This window comes from Sphingomonas gellani (genome assembly GCF_900110035.1).
Taxonomy (GTDB): Bacteria; Pseudomonadota; Alphaproteobacteria; order Sphingomonadales; family Sphingomonadaceae; genus Sphingomonas; species Sphingomonas gellani.
In genome coordinates this window covers 1-20,828 of sequence record NZ_FOCF01000005.1, presented here as the reverse complement: position 1 = coordinate 20,828, position 20,828 = coordinate 1, and the positions used below count along the sequence as shown (strand labels likewise).

Sequence of the window (20,828 nt, the reverse complement as noted above, 5' to 3'; positions counted from 1 at the left end):
TACCCATGCGTCATCGCGTCGGCGGCCGTAAGCTGCAGCGTACCTCCGCCCACCGTCAGGCCCTGTTCCGCAACATGGCGGCGGCCCTGATCAAGCATGAGCAGATCACCACCACGGTCGCCAAGGCAAAGGAGCTTCGCCCCTATGTCGAAAAGCTGGTGACCCTGGGCAAGAAGGGTGGCCTGTCCAACCGCCGTCTGGCGCATGCCCGTCTGCTCGACGACGCGCAGCTGGTGAAGCTGTTCGACGTCATCGCGGCGCGCTATGCCGACCGGAACGGTGGCTATACCCGCATCATCAAGGCCGGCATCCGCGCGTCGGATGCGTCGCCGATGGCGATCATCGAGTTCGTCGATCGCGACGTGTCGGCCAAGGGTCAGGACTCCGGTCCGGTCCAGTCGGACGAGGACTTCGATCAGGCCGCCTGATCGCCGCCACATCGAACGGTAAGGAAGGGCCGTCCCGTTGATCGGGGCGGCCCTTTTTGCTGGGTGGCCTCGCCGGTCGGGCGCAACAAGCCGCTGACTCGTATCGGCCGGGCTGCTAGGGGCGCTGCCATGCAGCACCCCGAGAGCATCCTCATCGTCGATTTCGGTAGCCAGGTGACCCAGCTGATCGCACGCCGCGTGCGTGAAGCGGGCGTCTACAGCGAGGTCGCGCCGTTCCAATCCGCCGCGGAGGCGTTCGAGCGGATGCGCCCGGCCGGTGTCATCCTGTCCGGCGGCCCGGCCTCCGTTACGCTGGAGAACAGCCCGCGCGCGCCGCAGATGCTGTTCGACGCGGGCGTGCCGATCCTGGGCATCTGCTATGGCCAGCAGGTGATGAGCGCGCAGCTGGGTGGCAACGTCGTGATCTCCGGCGACGGTGGCGAGTTCGGCAAGGCGTTCGTCGAGGTGAAGCAGCCCTGCGCGCTGTTCGACGGGGTATGGGAACAGGGCGAGCGGCATCAGGTCTGGATGAGCCATGGCGACAAGGTGGACGCCATCCCGCCGGGCTTCGAGCCGGTCGCGGTCAGCGAGGGCGCGCCGTTCGCGATCGTCGCCGACGAGGCACGGCGCTTCTACGGCGTCCAGTTCCATCCCGAAGTGTACCACACGCCGGACGGTGCGAAACTGATCGCCAACTTCGCGCGCAACGTGTGCGGCCTGACCGGCGACTGGACGATGGCGGAATTCCGCAGCGCCAAGATCGCGGAAATTCGCGAACAGGTCGGCAGTGCGCGGGTGATCTGCGGCTTGTCGGGCGGCGTCGACTCGGCCGTCGCCGCCGTGCTGATCCACGAGGCGATCGGCGACCAGTTGACCTGCGTCTTCGTCGATCACGGCCTGCTGCGGGCCGGGGAGGCGGAGCAGGTCGTCGGCATGTTCCGCGGCGCGTACAACATCCCGCTGGTCCATGTGGATGCCGAGGAGCAGTTCCTGTCGGGCCTCGCCGGCGTGACCGATCCGGAAGCCAAGCGGAAGTTCATCGGCAGGACCTTCATCGACGTGTTCGACGCCGAGGCGAAAAAGATCGGCGGCGCGGAGTTCCTGGCGCAGGGCACGCTTTATCCGGATGTGATCGAAAGCGTCAGCTTCACCGGTGGTCCGTCCGTGACGATCAAGAGCCACCACAATGTCGGCGGCCTGCCCGAGCGGATGAACATGAAGCTGGTGGAGCCTCTGCGCGAGCTGTTCAAGGACGAGGTCCGTGAACTGGGGCGCGAACTGGGCCTGCCGGACATCTTTGTGGGGCGTCATCCGTTTCCCGGACCCGGCCTCGCCATCCGCATTCCCGGCGAGGTGACCAAGGAGCGTTGCGATATCCTGCGCAAGGCCGACGCGATCTATCTGGAGGAAATCCGCAACGCCGGCCTGTACGACGCGATCTGGCAGGCGTTCGCCGTGCTGCTGCCGGTTCGCACGGTGGGCGTAATGGGCGACGGACGGACGTATGACTCGGTTCTGGCGCTACGCGCAGTGACTTCGGTCGACGGCATGACCGCCGAGGTGTTCGGCTTTCCCGGCGACTTCCTCCCCCGCGTCGCGACCCGCATCGTCAACGAGGTACGCGGCGTCAATCGCGTGGTGTACGACTACACGTCCAAGCCGCCCGGCACGATCGAGTGGGAATAATTTCTTCGCCGCCGATCACCGCCGAGACCGCGATATTCTGCGACGTAACCCACTGAAAGTAAAATAATTTCCTGTCGCCATCTATCGCCAGCGATCACCGGGCTAGCGTCCCGGTTTGCGGGCGGGATGACGGACTGTGGAAGTATTGCACTACGCGATATTCGCGAATACCGTCACGGCAATTGAGGTCGTGACGGTATTTTTTTCGCCGTAAGCAATTGAAATGCTTACGGAACGTCCCCGTGCGACCTCCGAAAATTGCCTGACGGTATTTTCAGCTAGGAGGCCAACATGCTTACGGACACGGCTATTCGATCGTTGAAGCCAAGAGAAAAGTCATACAAAGTGACAGATAGGGACGGTATGTACGTTCTCGTATCTGTAAAGGGATCAATTTCATTTCGCTTGGACTACCGCTTGCACGGAAGGCGCGAAAAAATTGTTCTTGGAAAGTATGGAGCGGATGGTCTTTCTCTGGCTCGTGCGCGGGAAAAGTGCATAGATGCTCGGCGTCTTGTTGCTGAAAGCCAATCTCCTGCGATCAAGAAGCAACGGGAAAAGCGGCGCATTAAGGAAGCCAAAAGCTTTGGCGAGTTCGGCGAAAAGTGGCTCACTGCTGCCCCGATGGCCGACAGCACGCGAGCGATGCGACGGTCGATTTGGGAGCGTGAGTTGCTGCCGGTATGGCGCAACCGTCTTCTGACAGAGATCAGCCCCAACGACCTCCGAGCCCACTGCGGAAAGATCGTCGATCGAGGCGCTCCCGCCACGGCTATCCACGTTCGCGATATTTTGAAGCAGATTTACGGGTTTGCGATTCTGCACGGTGAGAAGGTCGCGAACCCGGCTGACGAGGTCGGTCCTGCTTCGATAGCAACCTTCACCCCGAAGGATAGGGCCCTTTCGCCCAGCGAGATTCGCGTCATGCTCAAGCAACTGGAGCATATCCCCACGTTGCCCACGATCCGGCTCGGTATGAGGCTGTTTTTGTTGACGATGGTCCGCAAGAGTGAACTACAGGACGCCGTGTGGGATGAGGTCGATTTTGAGAACGCGGTTTGGACGATCCCAAAGGAGCGAATGAAGCGCTCGAAGGCCCACAACGTCTACCTGTCGAGCCAAGTGCTCGACATCATGGTGGCGCTCAAGACGTGCGCCGGAAACTCGAAATACCTACTTCCGTCGCGGTATGATGCGGATGCTCCGATGTCGCGAGCAACCTTCAATCGCGTCACGTACTCGGTCGTCGAAAAAGCGAAGAGCGAGGGACTGCCGCTTGAGCCGTTCACTGTTCACGATCTGCGCCGCACCGGATCTACGCTCCTGAACGAGTTGGGCTTCAATCGCGATTGGATCGAAAAGTGCCTGGCGCATGAGGACGGGCGGTCGTCTCGTGGCGTCTACAACAAAGCCGAGTACGAACACCAACGGCGGCACATGATGCAAGAATGGTCGAACCTCATTGACGCATGGATCGTGGGCCAGAAATATGTCCCTACGCTGATGCCACAGGCGATGGGAATGCTTGAACTCGACCCTACTGTGTGACTGCCCGCGCCCGCCGAAGCCGAACATCCGGCGTCGGCGCAAGCTTGATTGCCTTGGCGCGAGAGGCAGCGCGCCGGGCGTCCAGCCATTGTTCGACTTCCGCGAGATCCCAGACGACGCATCGTGACGTTAGATAGAAGCGCTGTGGGAATTCTCCACGCTGCTCCATTTCGAAAATGGTGCTGTCAGCGAGAGGCACGATCTCTCGAAGCTGCTGCCGGCGGATGGTTCGTCGCGATCCGGCTGCGGCCGCAGTCGTGCTCATGCCCATATTAATCTCCTCGCGTGTTGGGACTCCGCGATAGAAGGCGATAGATAAGGTACATTGGAACCCTTCACGGCAAGCTGGGCGGGTAAATCGCAGACTCGGCGGCGAAACGGATAATGCCCGCTGCGTTTTCTTACCTCTGATCTCAGGCGTTCTTACTGACGCGTCGACCAAGCCTCTTTCAGTGCTTCGGCGAAATTATGCGGCGGCTGCCCACCGGAGATCGCCATACGCCCATCGATGATAATGTGTGGAACGCTAGATATGCCATGGCGGGCTGCCTGCGCTACATCGGCTTCTATGCGCCAGAGCTGAACGAGCCAGGCGGGCGCGAGGCCAAACGGCGGCTTGAGCGTATGGTGATGGGCGAAACGCTCTCCTGCCGCGCGGGGCGGCGTAGCTACGATCGGGTCATTGGAATCTGCACGTTGCGTGGCCGCCCGCTCGGTGAGTTGCTTCGCGCACGGGGCGGCACTGAAGGCGGGCGGGGATGGCGTCGGTAGCTATGCCTGATCTGTTCGGGGCGATGGCTTTGCCGGGTCTGGCAGCGTGCGAGAAACTTGTAACCGCTGAGGCCGAGAGAGACCTCATCCGTCGGATCGACGCAGAGGGACTTGCACCTTTTCGCTTTCAGGGCTGGCTGGGAAAGCGAGTGACGCGCTCGTTCGGCTGGTCCTATGATTTCGACACCGGCCGCTTTGCGCCCACCGATGCCATTCCAGATTGGCTACAGTCAGCGAAGCGAGATGCAGCGCGCTTCGCCGGGCTCGATCCCGACGAATTGGTGCAGGCTCTGCTGATCCGATACGATTCGGGTGCCGGGATTGGATGGCACAAGGATCGTCCGGTGTTCGAGCATGTCGTTGGGATTTCGCTTGGGGCTCCCGCCACAATGCGCTTCCGCCGGCGTATCGGGCCCAAGTTCGAGCGCGCTTCGGCAGTGCTCGAGCCACGAGCCGCTTATCATCTTAGCGGTGAGGCGCGGCATGGGTGGGAGCACAGCATCGCCGAGATGGAGCAACCGCGCTGGTCGATCACATTTCGATCGCTCGCGCAATGACGATGTAGTCCTTCAATCCTAGATGTGGTATTAAAGGCGGGTGAGTGAGCCAGTTGAACACTGCATATGGTGTTTGAAGCCAATCCGTAAGGGGAGCGAGGAGCACGTTCTTCCCGACGCACTTGGCTGTCCGCCGCATTTGGTCCTCCCAGTGGGTGTCTGCATGGCCTGCAACAATGGCCTCGGCCACGTCGATCAGGCGCTGATCCGGCAATTCGAGATCATCGCGTTCATGCACGGCGTCAGGCGCAAAAAAGGGAAGGCGCCGGCGATCAATATGTGGGCGCCGATCAAAGGGCAGTATGTCGACGGCAAGCCGGAAATTCATCTGAATGCGGGGCCGCAGGTCGTGGAGTCGAATGGCCGCCCCCTGCCTGCCGCGAGCGCGGCGAACGGGATCACAAAGGTCGAGTTCGAGACTCCCGAAATAGGCCAGCAAGCGACGATCAGCTTTACGCAGGAAATGGGCCGGGAACCCAAGCTGGCCCGTGCGCTCCTAAAAGTCGCGTTGGGTTCGGTCGCGATTTACTGGGGGCTGACCGAAGCGCGAGCTGCAAAGTTTGACGCGGTGCGGGCTTTTGTTCGCAAGGGGATAGGTGACTTTGACATCCTGATGGTGACGGGCCGACCAGGCGTTGCGCAGCATGTAAGCGCACCGATGGTGCGGCCCGGCGATGCGCTTCCGCTTGTTGAGATATCGTTGTTCGGCGCGACGTTCATCGTCGACACCGATCCTTCGCAGGCCGGCCTTGCCGAATTGCGCGCGGCGTTCGAGAGAGAGGGCGAAAGCGGCTGGACGATCCTGCCGAAGGCTGCCTGAGGGCCGGCGATCATTCCGTGGTTGCTGCCGTTTCCCCGCCGAGGACCAGCCGGGTCCAATCGGGAAAGGAGCCGCGGCCGAGGATAGCGACAAGAGCGCGGGTCACGAGCGCGTCCGCAGCATCGAGATCGATCTGTGATTTGGCTGACAGTTCGCCGGTGTGGACCGCCTTCGACCGCGCGTCGTAGAGCTTCTTGATATCGTTGAAGATCGTGGCGCGTTCGTTCGCATCGGTCCCGAGCAGCCACGCGGCGCGCGAGCCGATCTTGTAGCCGATCTCCGTGTTGCTCGAACCTTGGTCGTGCATCAGGGCGATCTCAGCAGACATTCCAAGATCGAGTGAGCGGTCGACCGGGTTGATCGCTAGGCGGGAGCGGCCCAAGCGGTCGATCGCGCGAGCAAGAGAGCCGATGCCCGCGAACCGACCGAGCTGATCATATAGCGTTGCGATCAGGTCTGCATCGAGTTCCTGAGCGGTGAATGGGAAGGGCGAGAACGGCCGGCCGGACTGATTGCCGTCACCGGCCGCAAGCAGATTGCGGCGGTCGGGCTGAAGAATGGACAGGGGTAGTTCGACGGCACCGGCACCAGCGAGAAGACAAGCGAGCCTCGTTCGCTCACGAACAGACTGTCGAGCTTCGGCGGCCGGCAATGTCTGGCTTGATCCGATCGGTCCAGTCGCCTCCGGCGAGCGCCGCTCAAATGCTGGGGTGACGGCATAGGTCTGGATCAGGGCGCACGTCCCTGTCGGAAGTGGCGCCATCGAATGTCGCCAGAGCTGCGTCACATCGAAGATGTTCTCTGGGGGTGGTGCGAGCCGGATGCCCTCGCCAAGGTCGCACTCTTTTGCGATCTGGACGCCAAGCACCGGAGACACTTCGTCGTAGCGCGCCACGTTGCGGGAGATTTCTTCCTCGAAGAGCTTGATGATCGCTGCGGGCGCCATCTTTTCGACGAGGCGATCTATCGCCCAGCTGCCAAACCGACCGGTAGCGACCACACCACCGCCATCGCCGGTGAAGATCCAAGCGTTCGCGAAGTCGGCAAAGGGCGTCGCGCCCGCCAAGGCACTGTCGGCCTGTCCGGCCGCCCACGGGCGCCACTGCGAATATTCCTTGGCCCGATGGATGTCAGCGAGTTCGGCTGCGACGCCATCGAGCACCTCAATGGCTCTCGCATGGTCCGCCAGCGGAGCGCTCACGCGCTCACCCCAGTTTCAGCAAAGGTCGTCCGATATTTTTCCACGAGGCCCTTAATGAGCGTGTCATTCTCTTCCTGGCCGAAATTTTCCTCGATCCAGGGCTTCTGGGACAGATCCGTCGCACCAACGAAGATCGAGGCACGGCGCACGACGGCTCGATTGTTGCGGCTCACGAGGTCGTTCCGTGCCAGTGCCCTGATCTGCTGGACGGTAGTAGGGCTAGAGGCGGCAACGAACAGCTTCCGTGGCGCGATCGGCAGCGTGGCATAGCCTTGGGCAGAGAAGATACCTGAGTTCCCTTGGTGAAGAGCGGCGTCGGAGATCAGGAACTCCCGGCCTCCGCTGGTCTCGATCACAGCCCAGACCATGTTATTGAGCCGCAGGCCGTTCTTGGGATCGTCGCTCATCTTTCGGAGCAAGCCCATGGCCGTCTGCTCGACAAACTCCGGCCCCATCATCTCGACGATCGCCTCAAGGCTCTCGGGATAGCCTTCCTGCCTCAGCTCCGCATACCGCGCGTTCAGCGCGTCGTCCCGGACAGTGAGCGCAAGCCGCATGGCCTCTTTGAAGTATCGGAGCGAGTCAGGGGTGCGGAACCATTGGGACATGATGAACCGGCTCCACGCGCTTCGTTCGCGCTGTGGCATGTTCTGCACTTTGCCTGCCAACAGGAGCTGGTGCGCATCTGCCGCAAGCGAATCGAGCGGCGACATGAAAAGCTGCTCGATCTGCTGGGTTTGCTCGGGCGGCAAACCCGGGGTGGCATAGAGGTGTTCCTCGTACCCGATCTCCGCAGGGGCCACGAGCTTTGTGACCATTTTGCCAGGAATCGGCTGCAGATAGCGCCACAGCTTTCCTTCGTTCACGGCCCATTGAGCCAGCAGGAACTTGGGGATGTAATGATGCTTCACCGGAGGGTTCGACGAGTTCATGCGTCAGCCCCCCGCTCTTTGAGCCAGTCGCGCACCGCAAAAAGAAAATCGCTGTGGGTGAGATCGTCGGCATCGAGGCGTCGTGGCGCCATCAGCGCACCAATCTCGGCCTGAAACTGACGATAGTCGGCTTGAAGAGCGGCCGCCCCCGGCAGAGGGTCGGCATTCCGCGGGCGATGCTCGGACAGCCAGTTCCTTACGCAGCGGATTGCTTCGTCGGGATCGCCACGATGGGACTCGATATCCTGACCGCTGATGTCGGAAAGCGCCTGATCATAGCGATGACGATCGGCGTCTAGAATGAGGGCTCGCTTCCTTTTGTGACGTTTCTCGCCGAAGATTCGGGCGCCCAGATGGAGGCCGAGCTCCATCGGCATATTAAAGCGGGGAAGGCCTCCATCCCCGACCTCGACCCGCGACAAGTCGTGGATACCCCAGTCACACTCGCCGAGCATCTGGGCGATCTTGCCGACACGGACCTCTGCCCCATCGGTGGCGTCCAGCGCGCATCGAGGGTGGTAGCCCGCCGCGATGATTGCGAAAACCATCGCGCGCAGGATCGGCATGAACCCGTCGTCAAACGGGCAGTTGATGAAGACCGACTTGGAGGCGGGAGGCTTACGCCTGGACGTGGTCGCCACGCGACTGTTCTGACATATCGCGCAAGCCGTCGCGGATAGCTTGGGCGAGCGGTGAGCGACGACCCGTCGCCGGGAGGATCTTGATCCCCCGGTACGTGAACGCCTTCTCAGCCGGTGCAGACCGGCGCGTCCGAGTCTTCTTTTTCGCGGTCGTCGCCATGTTCCCTATATGTCGTTTCTCGCCGGTCGAGACAACGCCGAGCCTAGCGACGATGTGTCTCCGTGAAGGCGACAGTCAGCGTTCCGGCACGTCAGCGTTGGAGCCTATTTTCCGCCAATTGCAGGTTCGAAATTGCGTTGCCGACGGTATCTTCCTATTGATGCGGGGGCACGATGTGAGGCCCTCCACGGTGAGTGAAGGGGCCGATCGTTGGCGATAGATGGCGAAGCCAACGAAAAAAATTTCTTGCGGAAAAATCCTTCAATTTCAAAAGCGTAACTTTTTGACGGACCGGTCAGCGGGATGAGGCCGTGAAATGCTCAGAATTTCGAGCAAAAACAATGGCTTAGTGGCCGTTGAGACAATCGAGTGGGAGTGATCTGCGGGCGGCGTTAGGGGTGCGGGCACGCTCTGATGGTCGGTTCGACCGGAGGCATATGACGCGAGAAGACGAGCGCGTGAATTGCGCGCAGATTAGGGCTATATGGGCTTGCTGCTGTTGCGCTGATGAAGCCGCAGGACTGCTCATCGTTTGCCGCCATTCCTCGGCATCGAGTGAGCGGGAACGACGCAGCCTGTGTTCTACGCTTCTACAATACTCTACCCTTCTACAATCGTGGTCTGCTGACCCTAACGGCTGGGTTTGGCGAGTACCTCAAGGTTCATGACCTCGACTGGCTCGGCCAGCGGGCTTCGAAAACGTTGAGCAGAGTGTTCAGGCGCTGAATACCTGATCGACGGACATAGGTGCCACGTTGTGCGGTGCTTCATCGCCGGCTCAAACGGTTGCTGGAAAAGCGATTTCGGGGAGTTAGGACTTAAAGGACGGAGCGGCGATCAGGGCAACATTCGGAGCGTTGCGAATGTCTTTGTCGGCATTGGCGAGTGCACATCTCGCGTGAACTATGTCCTTCAGCGACGAACGTGGCTCCGGCTTTCCGCGGAAAACGCTCTGACGATCAAGGATGGCTGAAGGATGGTCGGGGAGACAGGATTCGAACCTGCGACATCCTGCTCCCAAAGCAGGCGCGCTACCAGACTGCGCCACTCCCCGATATGAGAAGCCCTTAGCGGGGCCTGTTCCTTCAACGCAAGTGCCAATGGTGATGGGAAGCTTGCGGGAGGAGGTGTTTGCCTCCTGACGCGTCTGCAGCCGGTAATATGCCTTTTCAGGACGGCTGACTGCATGCTGCGCGTCGACGGAAGCGTTGGTGGGCCCGGCAGGATTGTAAGAAGCAAGCGGCATCAATTGTTTAGCTTGTCTAACCTCCCGATTGGGGCTGCTATTTTCCCCTCGCGTCCCATACGCCTTGTCTAACCGCAATCCTCGCCTGCGGGTTTTAGAGCGGGTGAAGGGGATTGGACATATTCGTAAGCGGCTAAGCGTGCGCGCCTAGCGTCCCCAAGCTGAGCAAGTTAACGCTCGTTAGGTTGCGGAGAATGCTATGCGCTTTTTTCAGTTCGACCGTTCCTTGATCTCGTTCGATGAACGAGCGGATGCAGAGCAGGTCGAACGTTGCTTGTTGTCGATGCAGAGAGCGGAAGAGGACTTCCGATCCAGTCTCGACCTTTACAACTATGCTTTCAGACGGAAGCGTGGCGGGTCAGTGCCATACGAAAGCAAGCGAATGGTGCAATGGATGAAGATTGCTGGCCGAAACGGAGCCATAGCGGCAAACAGCTTTTCGCAGATGACGATCATTATCAACGGTGCAGACTTACCTTCCGTCAGAGGCGAGTGGAATGCAGACGCTAAAAAGAAAGCGAGGAGACTTTTCCAGTGCGAGTTTCCAGACATTCTCGCAATCCGCGCATCAGCCGCACATCCTGAGGAATTGGGTACAAACCCCGCAGAGCGAATGAAGCATCGGCTTAAACAACCCGTAAGTTTGTCGGGAGTTCTGCAAGCAGCAGCCGGCACATTCGTCAGCGATCACCTGTCGGCTTATGATAGCAAACTGGTTTATAACGCGACCTACAACGGAGTGATGGTCGGCTACGAACTATCTGAGCCGAAAGCGGACGCGTTGAGCCGTGCCGTCGATCTATACTTCAACGCCTTTCTCCCAGTAGGTCAAGAGGCCTAGCGTAACTGCGCGAGTGCTACGCTTTCGCCGTGGAGGCGAGGGTTTAATCCCGAGCCGGCCTCGCACAGTCCTTGCGGATCAGAAGGTTACGTTGTCCAACCATCCCGGATACCGCAACGGTAATCTGCGGCGTCCCGCGATGATTGTCTAACCTGAGAAACCCATCTGCGGGCAGGGCAGTTCCTAACAATCGTCTTGTAAAAAACTGATCCTGTACAGTGCAACTAGTCCCGCTGCGGAGCTTTATGCGAGACATGCCGCCACCAAGTGACCCAGCAAGCGAGGTCGCCTTTGGACTTGTCGCCGCATATGGCGACGGGGCGCAGCGTGTGGTTTTGAGCAAGATGCTGGCGTGCATACGCGAACACGACATCCAGAGCGCGAAGGCGTGGGAGGCTGTTGGTTGGATGGTCGACGAAGCACTCTGGATGCACCTCGCCACCCTATCGGAACATTCCGAGAACATGGTAGAGTCGCGCGATCTCGGTTCGCATTGGACCCACCATGAACATGGACCTCTACACGCCAGCCAAGCCCGCCTTCGGATCATGGCTGATCGCACAAAAGGATAGGGGAGGGCTGCTCGGCCAGCTGGCGGCCGGCGCCGCGGCCGATCGCGGCTTTCCCAAGCACGGCGACCCTGATGCTGTCCGCAAACGCCTGGTTGCGCTCCAGGCGGACGGGGACATGCATTCGGCGCTGGATGACGCCGAGGTCGACTGGCTGGCGTACTGAGCATGGCGCGGCCCAACGAACAGCGCGAGATCGAAGCGCACATGCTCGCACAAGAACTGATCGCCGACGTCGGCTACCTCGATGCCTTGGACTGGCTGGAGGATCTGCTTGCCGAGTGCGACGACCAGCACGAAGCCTTGTATCTCACCTACGTGATCAGCGCGGTAGAAGCCGCTTCCCATGGCCGATTGCACTGACGGCCGCTGCCGCATCTGCACCGCCAACGACGAAGACGGCTTGATCGAGCATATGGCGGAGCGGCTGTGGGAGGGGACGCGGGTGTTGGACCTTCCGGCGTGGGCGGAGGCCGGCGAGTTCTGGCAGGAGAAGTACCGCGACCATGCCGCGATCTTCATCCGGGCGTCGCGGGCGTGATTTGTGGGTGCAAACACCCGGCTCGACAGCCTGTCGGACCTGATCAAGCACAAGGCCAACGTGAAGCTGATCTGCCCGTGTGGGCGGGTGCACATCTTCGACGCTGCGCGCCTCAACAGATATGCCCTGCTGCGAAGCTGGAACACGCAGCTGGAGGCGCTGCGCTAACGGGTGAGGTGTACGGAATGTCAGGGCAGGGGAGCGCGCCTGAAGGCCACACCCGAGCCGCCTACACTGGCCGATCCGTTCCCGCGTACCGAGGTGGAGTGGAAGCGGCTGCACAGTCGTTTGCGGGGGTGAACGGCGCCTTTCTGCCCCGCCTACCGACCGCGAGTGGGCGGGGATCGCCTCAGCCTATAGTGCGGCACGCCTCGTGGGCAGCCGAAGGCAGGTCTGACGACGGCCGCGCCGACAAGGCTTCCCGACGCATCGATCATGGTGGCCCGGAACCATACGGGCACCAGTGGCTTTCCTGCTCACCCGGGAGCCTAGAAGGAGGATCCAGATGAAGATCGCGTTTGTCTTAGCATTGAGCGCGGCTGTTGCCGGTGTATCCGCTCCCAGCTTCGCTCAGTCTGGCCGGTCCGATAACGCGCATCAAGCCGCGCTCGACAAGAAGTTCGGCGTGGCTCCAGCTGGACGCTGGTGGGACGATAACGGTCGTCTCTGCCACACGGAGCATGCCAGCGGCAAAAGCGTACGTCGCTGCGAAGATCCCGCGAAGCCGAGCGATACGCACCAAAAGCAGCTGGCCGCCAAATACGGGCCGGCTCCCGACGGCACCTGGTGGGACGACGCTGGCAGGCTCTGCCACAGCAGGGGTCCGAGTAAGACCCGTGTCTGTGAGAAGCCGACAGCGCACCGCTGAGCGACGTCACAGCAACGCATAAACGTCGGCCCCGCTCGCTCCTCGGAAGTGGGCGGGGCTTTCATTTTCGCCACTTAACAGCCTGACCCCAGATGCAGCACCGCCTTACCCTTCAACATCGGCGTGCCGGGAGGTAGTTTGAGGTCGCACGCGTCGACGGTGATCGTCGGGATACCGCCCTCTGTCTGGAACAGCGGCGTGGCGTTGCCGCTTCGGGCGATCAGCCGCGCGACGTGGAGGCGGATGGAGCCCTGCACCTGAACATGGGCGCACTCGCCGCGCCCCGGCTGACACGGGTCTATGCTGGTGATCGTGCCCCAGTCGCTGTCGACCCAGACCTTGAAGTTGCGCCGGTTCCCCTCTGCGGCCACCCGGTTCAGAGTCGTGCGGACGCTCTTGATGTCGTACCCGGCATCCCGGTTCCAGCCGCTATAGCCGTCCGTGATCGTGACATCGTGATAGCCCTTCTCCGTCGCGATCCCGTCGCCGTTGAAGATATCGCCAGTCGACTGCATGCCGCGAATGTAGAACCGGCTGATCGTCCACGGGCCGCCATTGTCGCCCGCGTTCTTGCCCGCCAACCCGATCCCGGCCGGCACCTTGGACGACTGCGTGTTCGGCCTGGTCGCCTCGATCCGCACGTCGGTGATCGTGCCCGATGACGAACCGCGGAAGTAGAAGCCGCCCGGTCCAGCGTTCAGGCTGGTGACGCGGGCGATCGTCACGCGCGGGGTGGCATCGCTGCCCTCGAAGTTGCGCAGGATGAAGCTGGCACCGTCCGCCTGGATGTCGCGCAGGGTCAGGTCGGGCACCACACCGCGCGGCCGGCCGATCGTGCCAAGGCCGGTAAAGCGCATGTTGGCGATGCTGCCACCCGCCGCCTTGAAGTTGCGGGTGGTGGTGAAGGTGCCGGGGTTCGTCAGCCGGGGAGCAGCCGGCGCGGCAGCCACGGCCAACGCCTCCGGTTGTGGCGGGCACACCGACTTTGGCCCGACATAGACCAGCGTAGTTCCGCACCGTGTCAGGACCGTGCCCTTGGCGACGCCAACGGCTTTGGCCTGGCTGGTGATCGTCACCCGCCCATCGCCATCCTTATCGGAAAGCGGGGCCGTGACGCTGATGACCTGCGCCGAAGCGGGCCAAGCCAGAACCATTGCAGTCAAAATGAACGCGCGAACGGCTATCATAGATTAGGGCCTCCGTATAAATCACCCAGACTCACCGGGAGGTGGGGACTGCGTGACGTGGTTGGACGAGTGGGGAAGTTCTGGTGGAAACTGACAAGCAAGGACCTGCCAGCGGCGATGTGGTGCATTCTCAGCATCTGCTTGCGCTGGATGGGCTGCGAGGCGTCGCCGCCTTGGCTGTCGTCGTCTTTCATCGACGCTGGTTCGCGCCCAGCGGACACCTGTTTGATCACGCCTACTTGGCGGTCGACTTCTTCTTCCTGCTGAGCGGTCTAGTGATCGACCACGCGTACAGACAGCAACTGCAACGCCGCCTCAGCTTCGGGAAATACGCCTTGAAGCGTGTCGTCCGCCTTTACCCGCTTATTATTGCCGGCGCTGTACTAGGTCTGCCGTTTGTCCTGCTTCGCAGTCCGCACTGGCATGGGCTCGCAGCCTTCCCTTTCGCGGTCGCGGCCCTTCCCGCGCCATCCTCGCTGGTCAAGATTCCCTTCGAGATCAACCGTCCTTCATGGTCGCTGTTCTTTGAGATGGTCGCGAGCATTGTTTACGGTGCCTACGCGTTTCGTCTCTCTGCCAAGCGTCTGGCCGTTATCGCAGGGGTAGCCGGCTGCGGCCTGCTTACTGCTATCCACCTGCACGGAAGCATTGATGTAGGCGCCGGTTACGGCGATGTCGGCTGGGGCTTCTTCCGTGTCGCCTTTCCATTCACGATCGGCGTTCTGCTAAATCGCGCTCGACTGAAGTATCCGACGAAGGGTCTGCCGTTCGTCGTAGTCGCCGCCCTGCTGCTGCTCAGTTTCGCACCGAACCCGCTGGGTAGCTATGAGGCTGCCTACGTGGCCGTCGTGACGATGATCGTCTACCCAAGTCTGATTTATGCCTCCTGCGGGCAACAGCCCACTGGACTCACGGCCACTATCGCGAAAGCTGGGGCATTCATCTCCTTCCCCATTTACGCGATCCATTACCCCGTATTTTCTTGGGTCGAGCGACTCATCCACCCGCAGACGGGCTGGCCTGCAATCGGCCTGTTTGTGGCCGTGGCCATCATCACGGCTGTGGTTGCCGGTTTCGCTGACGAACGCGCCCGTGGCTGGATCGGCCGTCAGTTGCACGCCCGGTCGGCAGGGGGGCTGCCGAACCGGTCTAGCGGAGGCCGATAACAACCGGACTCTGGACGTCAGGCCGTCAGCCCCATCTCCTGCTTGAAGCGATAGTTGATCTGGCCGATGATCGGGTAGATCGCGTCCGGCACGTCGCCTCCGAACGTACCCAATGCCAGTTGGTAAGTGCCGCTCGGGTTTGAATCGCCAGAACCGCCTCCGCCGAACAGCATGTTCGTAGTTGGAACAGCCGTTGCGGCAGTTGTGTTCGTACCCACCGATACGCCGTTCCGAGTGATCCGCTTTGCGCTTGTGCCACTTGCAGCCTTGCGCCGCAGGATGAAGGTGCCAAGTGCGCTGGTGTTGGCACTGCTCGACGTGGTTGCATCGTTTGCGCGAGCCGTGGCGGTGTCTGACGTAGTACGGGGCACAACTAGAAACGTGTTCTGTCCCGCAGAGGAAAATGTCCTACTGACTGCCGCCGCAGCCCGCTGCCCTTCGGTAAGCACGTCAAAGCTGCACGATGCGACGTTGAGCGTGAAATTGACGCCCATGGTCGAAGGGTTGAAGCCGGTGTCTTGTACGCCAGTCACGCCGTCACCCAACCAGGCGTAACCAGCTTTGCCACTCACCTGTGCGAAACTCATGCCGGAGTTCATCGTCAGGTCACGGGTGCCAATGAGATCAAGGCGCGCGAAATCGGCTTCCGCTGGAAGGCGGCTCGCCTGCAACCACATGGCGTCCCGAGTAGCGAGAAAGCCGAGCGCTCGATATGCTTCGACGGCTTGGCTCGCCACACGAAGGGACAAAGCGCTCGGCTGCGTAGCTAGACGCTGCGTGGCCGTAGTGAGCGCCGGGTCCGTTGCGGTCTTGATGGTCGCGGCGCTATCGCCCGATAGCGCGTACGCCCGCAGTGTGCCTACGGTTGGGTTGTTAGACCCACCTGTGTTGCCGTTATCGGAATAGCTGCACTCGCAGAAAATAGCCTGAATTGGACCGGCATTGCCGTTCTGGACGGTTTGTGCCCGGTCGAAGCCGGCATATGATCCGGCTGCGCGCATCACCGTCGCCGCACCCCAGGAGCCATCCCCCGCCTGCTTGACGCGTGAATAGTCACCGACCCGGCTGGCGAAGAACGGGCTAAGGCTGATGAAATCCAACTCCAGCGCGCCGTTCTTTCCGATGCGAAGTTCGTAGGTGCTGTAGCGTTGGATCGTCGTCGCGATCTGGACCGCTGCCGTCAGCGTCTGGCTACCTGCCGGGAGCATACGGTACATGATGGGCATGGAGGCGGCGGCAGTGCTGTTAGCCGCCGCGCTTTCCAGATATGCCACATGGTAGTTTCCTGCCGCGTCAAGAACATGCGCAGCCAAGCCGCCATACAGGTTGTTCTCTTGCTGCCGCGTGATCCGCAGATTATTGCGACTGCCGGTTAGCGAAACAGGACAATTAAGGACGGTTCCGTTGAACGGCGATGTGACCGTACCGGCCGCCGGATCGTAGTCCCCTACGAAAATGTCTTGTCGAAGCGTGTCCGGATAGTCGGCGTAGGTGTATGCGAGGCGCAATTTGCCGTTGGGCAACAGGATCGGGTCGCTGGCGTAAACACGACCGCCGCCGAAGTTCACGATGACAACTTCGGTGCCCCAAGACAGCGTGCCATCCGGATTGACGGTGAAGGGCGTATCGACCAGCACCATGTTGTTGCCAGCCGTCGTTTCCTTCCGCCGAATGACATTGCCAGCCGTCGAGGTGCGAAACACCATATGCGAATAGGCATACGCACTGGCGTCGGTTGCTGGCGTTGGACCGGTGATAGCCGTGAACGACGTGAAATTGTCGACACCGCTCATAGCAAAGATCATCGGCACACCAGCGGCACTGTGCACACCGCCGCTGCTGTACATGCGCCGGTTCGGCCCTAGCTTCAGTTCGGGAACGCCGTGGTCGTCATCGGTTAGCGTGCTGTCAAAGAGCTTGAACGGCCCGGTTCGCGTTCCGGTGTTGTCCACCGCGTAGAGGTGCGAACTGCGCAGCGTGGAGGAAGAAGCGTCCACTTCTTCCAGCGCCATGTAGGTTTTGTCGCTGGTGCCGTCGTAGAGAGCGTTCCGACCCGTGGCCTGGGAGTACCACCCTACGGACGCGATCTTGTCCGCCCACATGCCGTCAAACGCGGTCACTGGCCCAGGTGCAGGCGTTGGCGTAGGTGTCGGGGTGGGGGTGACCACGCCGGTCAGCGGTGTTCCAATGCTGGCAGCAAGGCCCAGCCCGGCCGCGACCAGAACCACGCTGTACGGCAGGAACACGCGCGCCAGCTGACCGGTGCCATGCTGCAACACCACCTCCGTCAACATGCCGGGATCGAGCGCGCCGCCAGCGGCTAGTGCGCCGGCCTCTGCCGGATCGGCCGCTGCCGCCACCCCGGCCCGAACGCAGGCGGAAGCCACTTCGTCCGCTACGGTCAGCCGGTGCGGCTTGCGGTCGGGGAAGCGGTTATCGAACAGCAGGATCTTCTTCATGGGAGTTCCTTAGGGGGCAGGAGCGGGGATCAGGCGGCAGGCGCGATCAGGCGCTTGGCGGCGATCACGGCGTCAGTGCGCGGCGTGGAGCGCGACCGGGCGACGACCAGCCCCAAGCCGATTGCGGCCGACAGGATGCCGCCCCAGCTGCCGTGCTGGACCGCGTTCCAGACGGGGCGGGCTGCCGCCTGCACCGTGGGGTCAGCCACCAGCGATGCGACGACGATCGCCCCACCGATCCACGTCGACTTCTCGCCGAGCTTCAGCTTCGTGCCCTCGGTGACATGCTCGATCACCGAGGCTGGCGCTGCGGCCAGCACCTCGTTCACCGTGTCGCGGGACAGAGCCATGGCAGCGGCATGGGTGGTGACCGGCGCCGACACAGTCGCCGCCTGCACCCGCGCCAGTTCGGCCCGGTTCGCCTCGGCAACCTTCACGCTGTCGTCAGGCGCGATCGGGGGCGTCGGCACGATCAGTTCGGCCGGTACCGGCGCCGCGACAGGCTGAGCGGCAGGCGCGGCGTTGTACTGGTACAGCTTGGACTGTCGCATGATCTTGCGCAGCAGTTCGCCGTACTTCGGATCGGTCGCGTACACCCCGGTGAGGGCATCAGCGAAAGCGTCGGCGTTTGGCAGCTTGGTGCGCGCCCTGGCATAAGGCTTCGCCTGGGCGAGCAGCCGACCATGTTCCTCGAACGCTTCCGCGATCGAGGCGAACTTCCGGAACGGCGCCTGGATGTAATAGGACCGGCCGTGGCTATCGACCTCGCGGGTACGCACCGTCACGGAAGGCTGGCTGTTCACCGCCTTGATCCCGAACGGGTTGTTGCTGCCGGCGGGCATCTTCGTGCCCCACGCGCTTTCCAACCCGAATTGAGCGAGCGACACGGACGCGGGAATGCCGTGCTTGCGCTCGGAGGCCTGCGCGGCGTCGATGACGTCGCGTTCGATCTTTGCCATGGATGCTTCCTTGTGGTTCAGGCTGCGGGGGCAGCCGGGGTGGCGGGTTCCGCCTTGGCGGTGATGGACGCGGCATGGATCGCGGCCTTCTCGGCCGCCTCGTTCGCTTCCTGCCGCTCGCGCATGGCGCGGACCCGTGCCGCTGCCTCGCGGGCCTTCTCCGAATCTTGCTCGATCAGCATCAGCAGCATGGTCAGGCACTGGTCGAGGTTGTTCATGCGGTGCCGCATGATGGCGAGTTCAGCGCCGTGTTGGACGCGCTCTTGTTCCAGCTTCGCCTCATGCGAGGTGGTCTGCCGATCCAGCCGCGCCTCCAACTCAGCGATGCGCTTGCCCATGCCCTCCATGTCGGCGCGGCGACCGTCGCGGGCGATGACCTGCCACGGTCCCCACTGCCGGACGATGAGGCCGATCAGGCCGATTGTAGCGACAACGACGCCGGTCCAGACGCCCTTGTTGATGGACTCTCCGGCCGTGGTCTTCACCACCGCCTCGGCGATCTCCGCGCTAGTCCCCATAGGTGCCCCGCAGCCGGAAGATGGCAGCAGCCAGCACACACGCTGTCATATAGCCGACCACCAGCAGCCCCGCCTCGATCGGGCCGGGCTCCGGATGATAGAAAACGTCTCGGCCGACGAACCACAGCCGGTTGAATGCCAGCCCCCAGGCGACGGCCCAGATCGGGTCAAGATGACGACGCTTCGCGGTGAGTGCGCGCCACGCATCAGGACTGAGACGGTAGACGTTCACCGCCCATAGCAGCAGGCTGGCCGCGCGCAGGATGTTGAGCAGCAGGATCACAGGCGCGCGCCCTCCCGCCCGGCCTCACGGCCGCGCGTATTGATGATGGTCATGGAGGTTCCCTCGTTTAGAGCGAGACGGCGGACGCCACGCCGAACTGGCGCTCGATCCGGAAGCGGATCGCGTCCGGGCAGTCGCGGTCCAGGACCGCAAAGCCGTACATCGGCCCCTTGAAGTAGCTGGTGAAGTCGTTTGACACGCCATCCCAACGGGCACCGACCAGCGCCTGTTCGTTGGCGAGCGGGTAGGTGTTGTTGATCGGCGCACCGGTCGACCCGTCCGCCGGCAGGATCTGCACGGCGTTGGAGCGCACCACCCGGTCGAGGGTCCGGAACGACAGCACCACCGGTTTGCCGGGCGCGGCGCCCGTGCCGTCCGAGGTGCCGTTCGGGCCCGTGCAGCGGTAGGTGACAGAGACACCACCTCGCAGACCGAACCAGAAGGTGCCGTTGCTGCTGTTGGTGCCGCCATCGGTCGACACGGCACGGCGCCCGAAGAACAACGCATAGGCTGGAGCCGTACCGGCATCCTTCGCCTTCTTCAGCGCGAGGAAGGCGGTGAAGTTGGGGAAACGGAAGTCGCCCGGCTGGCCCAGATTGTAGCAGTGGCTGGTGCCGTTGAAGTCGAGGCAGGTGTAGAGCCCGTCAAGGCGGAGCGGCGCCCGCCGATCGGGATCGGGCTGCCACAGGTGATGACCGCGCCCGCTCTGGTCGGTGACCGCCGCGACCGGGTCGCCCAGCTGCGCCGGGATCGTCATCGCCGTGTCGGCCCAGAACTGCGCCTGCGAGAAGTCGAACCAGCAGCCGTTCGCATTCGGATAGTCGAATGCTTCGACCGGCCCGATCGCGGCGTCGTCGACGTCGAGGATGGTGACAGCCAGCGGATAGGCGCGCGACGGGTTGCCGTTGGCGTCGATCGCCTGGACCGTGATGCGCAGCGTCTTCGACCCATCGGCCGCAGGACCGTTGGCGACGTCGTAATCCTGCGCCTTCATCAGCAAGGTTCGGCCAGACACCGCGAACTTGGCGGCGTCGGGCCCGTACACCGCGAGCGTCGCATTCTCCGACGCGCTGAGGGTGAAGGCCTGTGGCTGGTTCTCGTTGATCGACAGGGCCGCGCCCGAGGCGTCGATCGGCACCACCGTGACGGGCTGGCCGGGCACGCGGTAGCTCAGCTGGGTGATCGTCGGCGCAACCGCGTCGTCATGATCCCAGGTGCCGAACAGCGCGTCGTCATTACCCTCGCTGTCGAACATCGCCACCGAGGCGGCCTTGGTGACGCCGGCCTGGGCCGCGGCGTCGACCGACATGAAGCCGGTTTCGAATATGTGGAACGGCGACCAGGTGAAGTCGGCTGCCTGCGTGAACGTGCCGCCCTGCACCAGCACGCGGCTATTCCCATAGGCATAGACCTGCCCGATCGAGCCCGAGCCGACCTTCCACGGGTT

22 protein-coding genes and 1 tRNA gene are annotated in these 20,828 nt (G+C 62.3%); 12 read left to right on the top strand and 11 right to left on the bottom strand.

Annotation, left to right across the window (positions count from 1 at the left end; translation table 11 throughout):
- The first annotated feature begins 5 nt into the window (after positions 1–5).
- The 3 genes from rplQ (at position 6) to BMX37_RS10425 (ending at position 3,662) form a co-directional block, all read left to right on the top strand.
- Positions 6–428 (top strand): 50S ribosomal protein L17, encoded by a 423-nt coding sequence (rplQ, locus tag BMX37_RS10435; RefSeq protein ID WP_093665700.1) that lies wholly within the window; start codon positions 6–8, stop codon positions 426–428.
- Positions 429–557: 129 nt separating this feature from the next.
- Positions 558–2,114 (top strand): glutamine-hydrolyzing GMP synthase, encoded by a 1,557-nt coding sequence (gene guaA / locus BMX37_RS10430; RefSeq protein ID WP_093665699.1) that lies wholly within the window; start codon positions 558–560, stop codon positions 2,112–2,114.
- A gap of 291 nt (positions 2,115–2,405) precedes the next feature.
- On the top strand, positions 2,406–3,662 hold the full coding sequence (locus tag BMX37_RS10425; protein WP_093665698.1) for a tyrosine-type recombinase/integrase: 1,257 nt from the start codon (positions 2,406–2,408) through the stop codon (positions 3,660–3,662).
- Here the strand turns inward: BMX37_RS10425 and BMX37_RS10420 are convergent.
- Positions 3,652–3,927, bottom strand: coding sequence for a helix-turn-helix transcriptional regulator (locus BMX37_RS10420; RefSeq protein ID WP_093665984.1), 276 nt, complete (start codon positions 3,925–3,927; stop codon positions 3,652–3,654). The genes BMX37_RS10425 and BMX37_RS10420 overlap by 11 nt on opposite strands.
- Positions 3,928–4,435: 508 nt before the next feature.
- On the opposite strand from BMX37_RS10420, the gene BMX37_RS10410 reads away from it, so the two are divergent.
- Together BMX37_RS10410 and BMX37_RS10405 are read left to right on the top strand one after the other, a co-directional pair.
- The gene (locus tag BMX37_RS10410; RefSeq protein WP_244501532.1) at positions 4,436–4,990 is read left to right on the top strand and encodes an alpha-ketoglutarate-dependent dioxygenase AlkB; all 555 of its coding nucleotides are present in this window, start codon (positions 4,436–4,438) and stop codon (positions 4,988–4,990) included.
- A 163-nt stretch (positions 4,991–5,153) separates the two neighbouring features.
- On the top strand, positions 5,154–5,810 hold the full coding sequence (locus BMX37_RS10405) for a hypothetical protein (RefSeq protein ID WP_244501531.1): 657 nt from the start codon (positions 5,154–5,156) through the stop codon (positions 5,808–5,810).
- Between the two features lie 10 nt (positions 5,811–5,820).
- Here BMX37_RS10405 and BMX37_RS10400 read toward each other — a convergent pair whose 3' ends face one another.
- The 4 genes from BMX37_RS10400 to BMX37_RS10380 form a co-directional block, all read right to left on the bottom strand.
- A complete protein-coding gene (locus BMX37_RS10400; protein WP_212611440.1) occupies positions 5,821–7,011 on the bottom strand; it encodes a HEPN domain-containing protein in 1,191 nt (396 codons plus the stop codon).
- Complete coding sequence (locus BMX37_RS10395) at positions 7,008–7,943, bottom strand: DUF4238 domain-containing protein (RefSeq protein ID WP_093665695.1); 936 nt, start codon at positions 7,941–7,943, stop codon at positions 7,008–7,010. Before BMX37_RS10395 ends, BMX37_RS10400 begins: the two co-directional genes overlap by 4 nt.
- Entirely contained in the window at positions 7,940–8,509 is a 570-nt protein-coding gene (locus BMX37_RS10390; protein WP_139198072.1) for a hypothetical protein, read from the bottom strand. The genes BMX37_RS10395 and BMX37_RS10390 overlap by 4 nt, the downstream gene beginning before the upstream one ends.
- Before the next feature lie 1,212 nt (positions 8,510–9,721).
- A tRNA-Pro gene (locus BMX37_RS10380) sits at positions 9,722–9,798 on the bottom strand.
- Between the two features lie 391 nt (positions 9,799–10,189).
- Between BMX37_RS10380 and BMX37_RS18520 the strand changes: the two genes are divergently transcribed.
- From BMX37_RS18520 to BMX37_RS18515, 6 genes are all read left to right on the top strand, one after another.
- Positions 10,190–10,831: a hypothetical protein gene (locus tag BMX37_RS18520; protein WP_139198071.1), complete on the top strand. Its 642-nt coding sequence runs from the start codon at positions 10,190–10,192 to the stop codon at positions 10,829–10,831.
- Positions 10,832–11,335: 504 nt separating this feature from the next.
- Positions 11,336–11,566, top strand: coding sequence for a hypothetical protein (locus BMX37_RS10375; protein WP_170841933.1), 231 nt, complete (start codon positions 11,336–11,338; stop codon positions 11,564–11,566).
- Between the two features lie 2 nt (positions 11,567–11,568).
- Positions 11,569–11,763 (top strand): hypothetical protein, encoded by a 195-nt coding sequence (locus BMX37_RS10370; protein ID WP_093665692.1) that lies wholly within the window; start codon positions 11,569–11,571, stop codon positions 11,761–11,763.
- Entirely contained in the window at positions 11,747–11,941 is a 195-nt protein-coding gene (locus BMX37_RS10365) for a hypothetical protein (RefSeq protein ID WP_093665691.1), read from the top strand. Before BMX37_RS10370 ends, BMX37_RS10365 begins: the two co-directional genes overlap by 17 nt.
- 3 nt (positions 11,942–11,944) lie before the next feature.
- Positions 11,945–12,109 carry a hypothetical protein gene (locus tag BMX37_RS18815; protein ID WP_170841932.1) on the top strand — a complete coding sequence of 55 codons (165 nt, stop codon included), beginning with the start codon at positions 11,945–11,947 and terminating at the stop codon, positions 12,107–12,109.
- 337 nt (positions 12,110–12,446) lie between these two features.
- The gene (locus tag BMX37_RS18515) at positions 12,447–12,809 is read left to right on the top strand and encodes a hypothetical protein (RefSeq protein WP_139198070.1); all 363 of its coding nucleotides are present in this window, start codon (positions 12,447–12,449) and stop codon (positions 12,807–12,809) included.
- A gap of 74 nt (positions 12,810–12,883) precedes the next feature.
- Here BMX37_RS18515 and BMX37_RS10360 read toward each other — a convergent pair whose 3' ends face one another.
- Positions 12,884–13,885 (bottom strand): hypothetical protein, encoded by a 1,002-nt coding sequence (locus BMX37_RS10360; protein ID WP_139198069.1) that lies wholly within the window; start codon positions 13,883–13,885, stop codon positions 12,884–12,886.
- Between the two features lie 194 nt (positions 13,886–14,079).
- Between BMX37_RS10360 and BMX37_RS10355 the strand changes: the two genes are divergently transcribed.
- Complete coding sequence (locus BMX37_RS10355; protein ID WP_170841931.1) at positions 14,080–15,162, top strand: acyltransferase family protein; 1,083 nt, start codon at positions 14,080–14,082, stop codon at positions 15,160–15,162.
- Positions 15,163–15,179: 17 nt separating this feature from the next.
- On the opposite strand, the gene BMX37_RS10350 is transcribed toward BMX37_RS10355, so the two are convergent.
- From BMX37_RS10350 to BMX37_RS18810, 5 genes are all read right to left on the bottom strand, one after another.
- Complete coding sequence (locus BMX37_RS10350) at positions 15,180–17,621, bottom strand: hypothetical protein (RefSeq protein ID WP_093665688.1); 2,442 nt, start codon at positions 17,619–17,621, stop codon at positions 15,180–15,182.
- Positions 17,622–17,650: 29 nt separating this feature from the next.
- Positions 17,651–18,580, bottom strand: a complete 930-nt coding sequence (locus BMX37_RS10345) for a glycoside hydrolase family 73 protein (protein WP_093665687.1) — start codon at positions 18,578–18,580, stop codon at positions 17,651–17,653.
- A 17-nt stretch (positions 18,581–18,597) separates the two neighbouring features.
- A complete protein-coding gene (locus BMX37_RS10340) occupies positions 18,598–19,098 on the bottom strand; it encodes a hypothetical protein (protein WP_093665686.1) in 501 nt (166 codons plus the stop codon).
- Positions 19,088–19,381: a hypothetical protein gene (locus BMX37_RS10335; RefSeq protein ID WP_093665685.1), complete on the bottom strand. Its 294-nt coding sequence runs from the start codon at positions 19,379–19,381 to the stop codon at positions 19,088–19,090. Before BMX37_RS10335 ends, BMX37_RS10340 begins: the two co-directional genes overlap by 11 nt.
- A gap of 67 nt (positions 19,382–19,448) precedes the next feature.
- Positions 19,449–20,828: hypothetical protein (locus tag BMX37_RS18810; protein WP_170841930.1), on the bottom strand; the 1,380-nt coding region annotated here is incomplete at its 5' end.

Bases quoted from the DNA above. Each gene is read 5' to 3' on its own strand.
- rplQ (WP_093665700.1), top strand. From the start codon at position 6: ATGCGTCATCGCGTCGGCGGCCGTAAGCTGCAGCGTACCTCCGCCCAC.
- guaA (WP_093665699.1), top strand. From the start codon at position 558: ATGCAGCACCCCGAGAGCATCCTCATCGTCGATTTCGGTAGCCAGGTG.
- BMX37_RS10365 (WP_093665691.1), top strand. From the start codon at position 11,747: ATGGCCGATTGCACTGACGGCCGCTGCCGCATCTGCACCGCCAACGAC.
- BMX37_RS10390 (WP_139198072.1), bottom strand. From the start codon at position 8,509: ATGCCGATCCTGCGCGCGATGGTTTTCGCAATCATCGCGGCGGGCTAC.
- BMX37_RS18515 (WP_139198070.1), top strand. From the start codon at position 12,447: ATGAAGATCGCGTTTGTCTTAGCATTGAGCGCGGCTGTTGCCGGTGTA.
- BMX37_RS18520 (WP_139198071.1), top strand. From the start codon at position 10,190: ATGCGCTTTTTTCAGTTCGACCGTTCCTTGATCTCGTTCGATGAACGA.
- BMX37_RS10345 (WP_093665687.1), bottom strand. From the start codon at position 18,580: ATGGCAAAGATCGAACGCGACGTCATCGACGCCGCGCAGGCCTCCGAG.
- BMX37_RS10420 (WP_093665984.1), bottom strand. From the start codon at position 3,927: ATGAGCACGACTGCGGCCGCAGCCGGATCGCGACGAACCATCCGCCGG.
- BMX37_RS10370 (WP_093665692.1), top strand. From the start codon at position 11,569: ATGGCGCGGCCCAACGAACAGCGCGAGATCGAAGCGCACATGCTCGCA.
- BMX37_RS10410 (WP_244501532.1), top strand. From the start codon at position 4,436: ATGCCTGATCTGTTCGGGGCGATGGCTTTGCCGGGTCTGGCAGCGTGC.
- BMX37_RS10405 (WP_244501531.1), top strand. From the start codon at position 5,154: ATGGCCTGCAACAATGGCCTCGGCCACGTCGATCAGGCGCTGATCCGG.
- BMX37_RS10395 (WP_093665695.1), bottom strand. From the start codon at position 7,943: ATGAACTCGTCGAACCCTCCGGTGAAGCATCATTACATCCCCAAGTTC.
- BMX37_RS10340 (WP_093665686.1), bottom strand. From the start codon at position 19,098: ATGGGGACTAGCGCGGAGATCGCCGAGGCGGTGGTGAAGACCACGGCC.
- BMX37_RS10375 (WP_170841933.1), top strand. From the start codon at position 11,336: ATGAACATGGACCTCTACACGCCAGCCAAGCCCGCCTTCGGATCATGG.
- BMX37_RS10350 (WP_093665688.1), bottom strand. From the start codon at position 17,621: ATGAAGAAGATCCTGCTGTTCGATAACCGCTTCCCCGACCGCAAGCCG.
- BMX37_RS10425 (WP_093665698.1), top strand. From the start codon at position 2,406: ATGCTTACGGACACGGCTATTCGATCGTTGAAGCCAAGAGAAAAGTCA.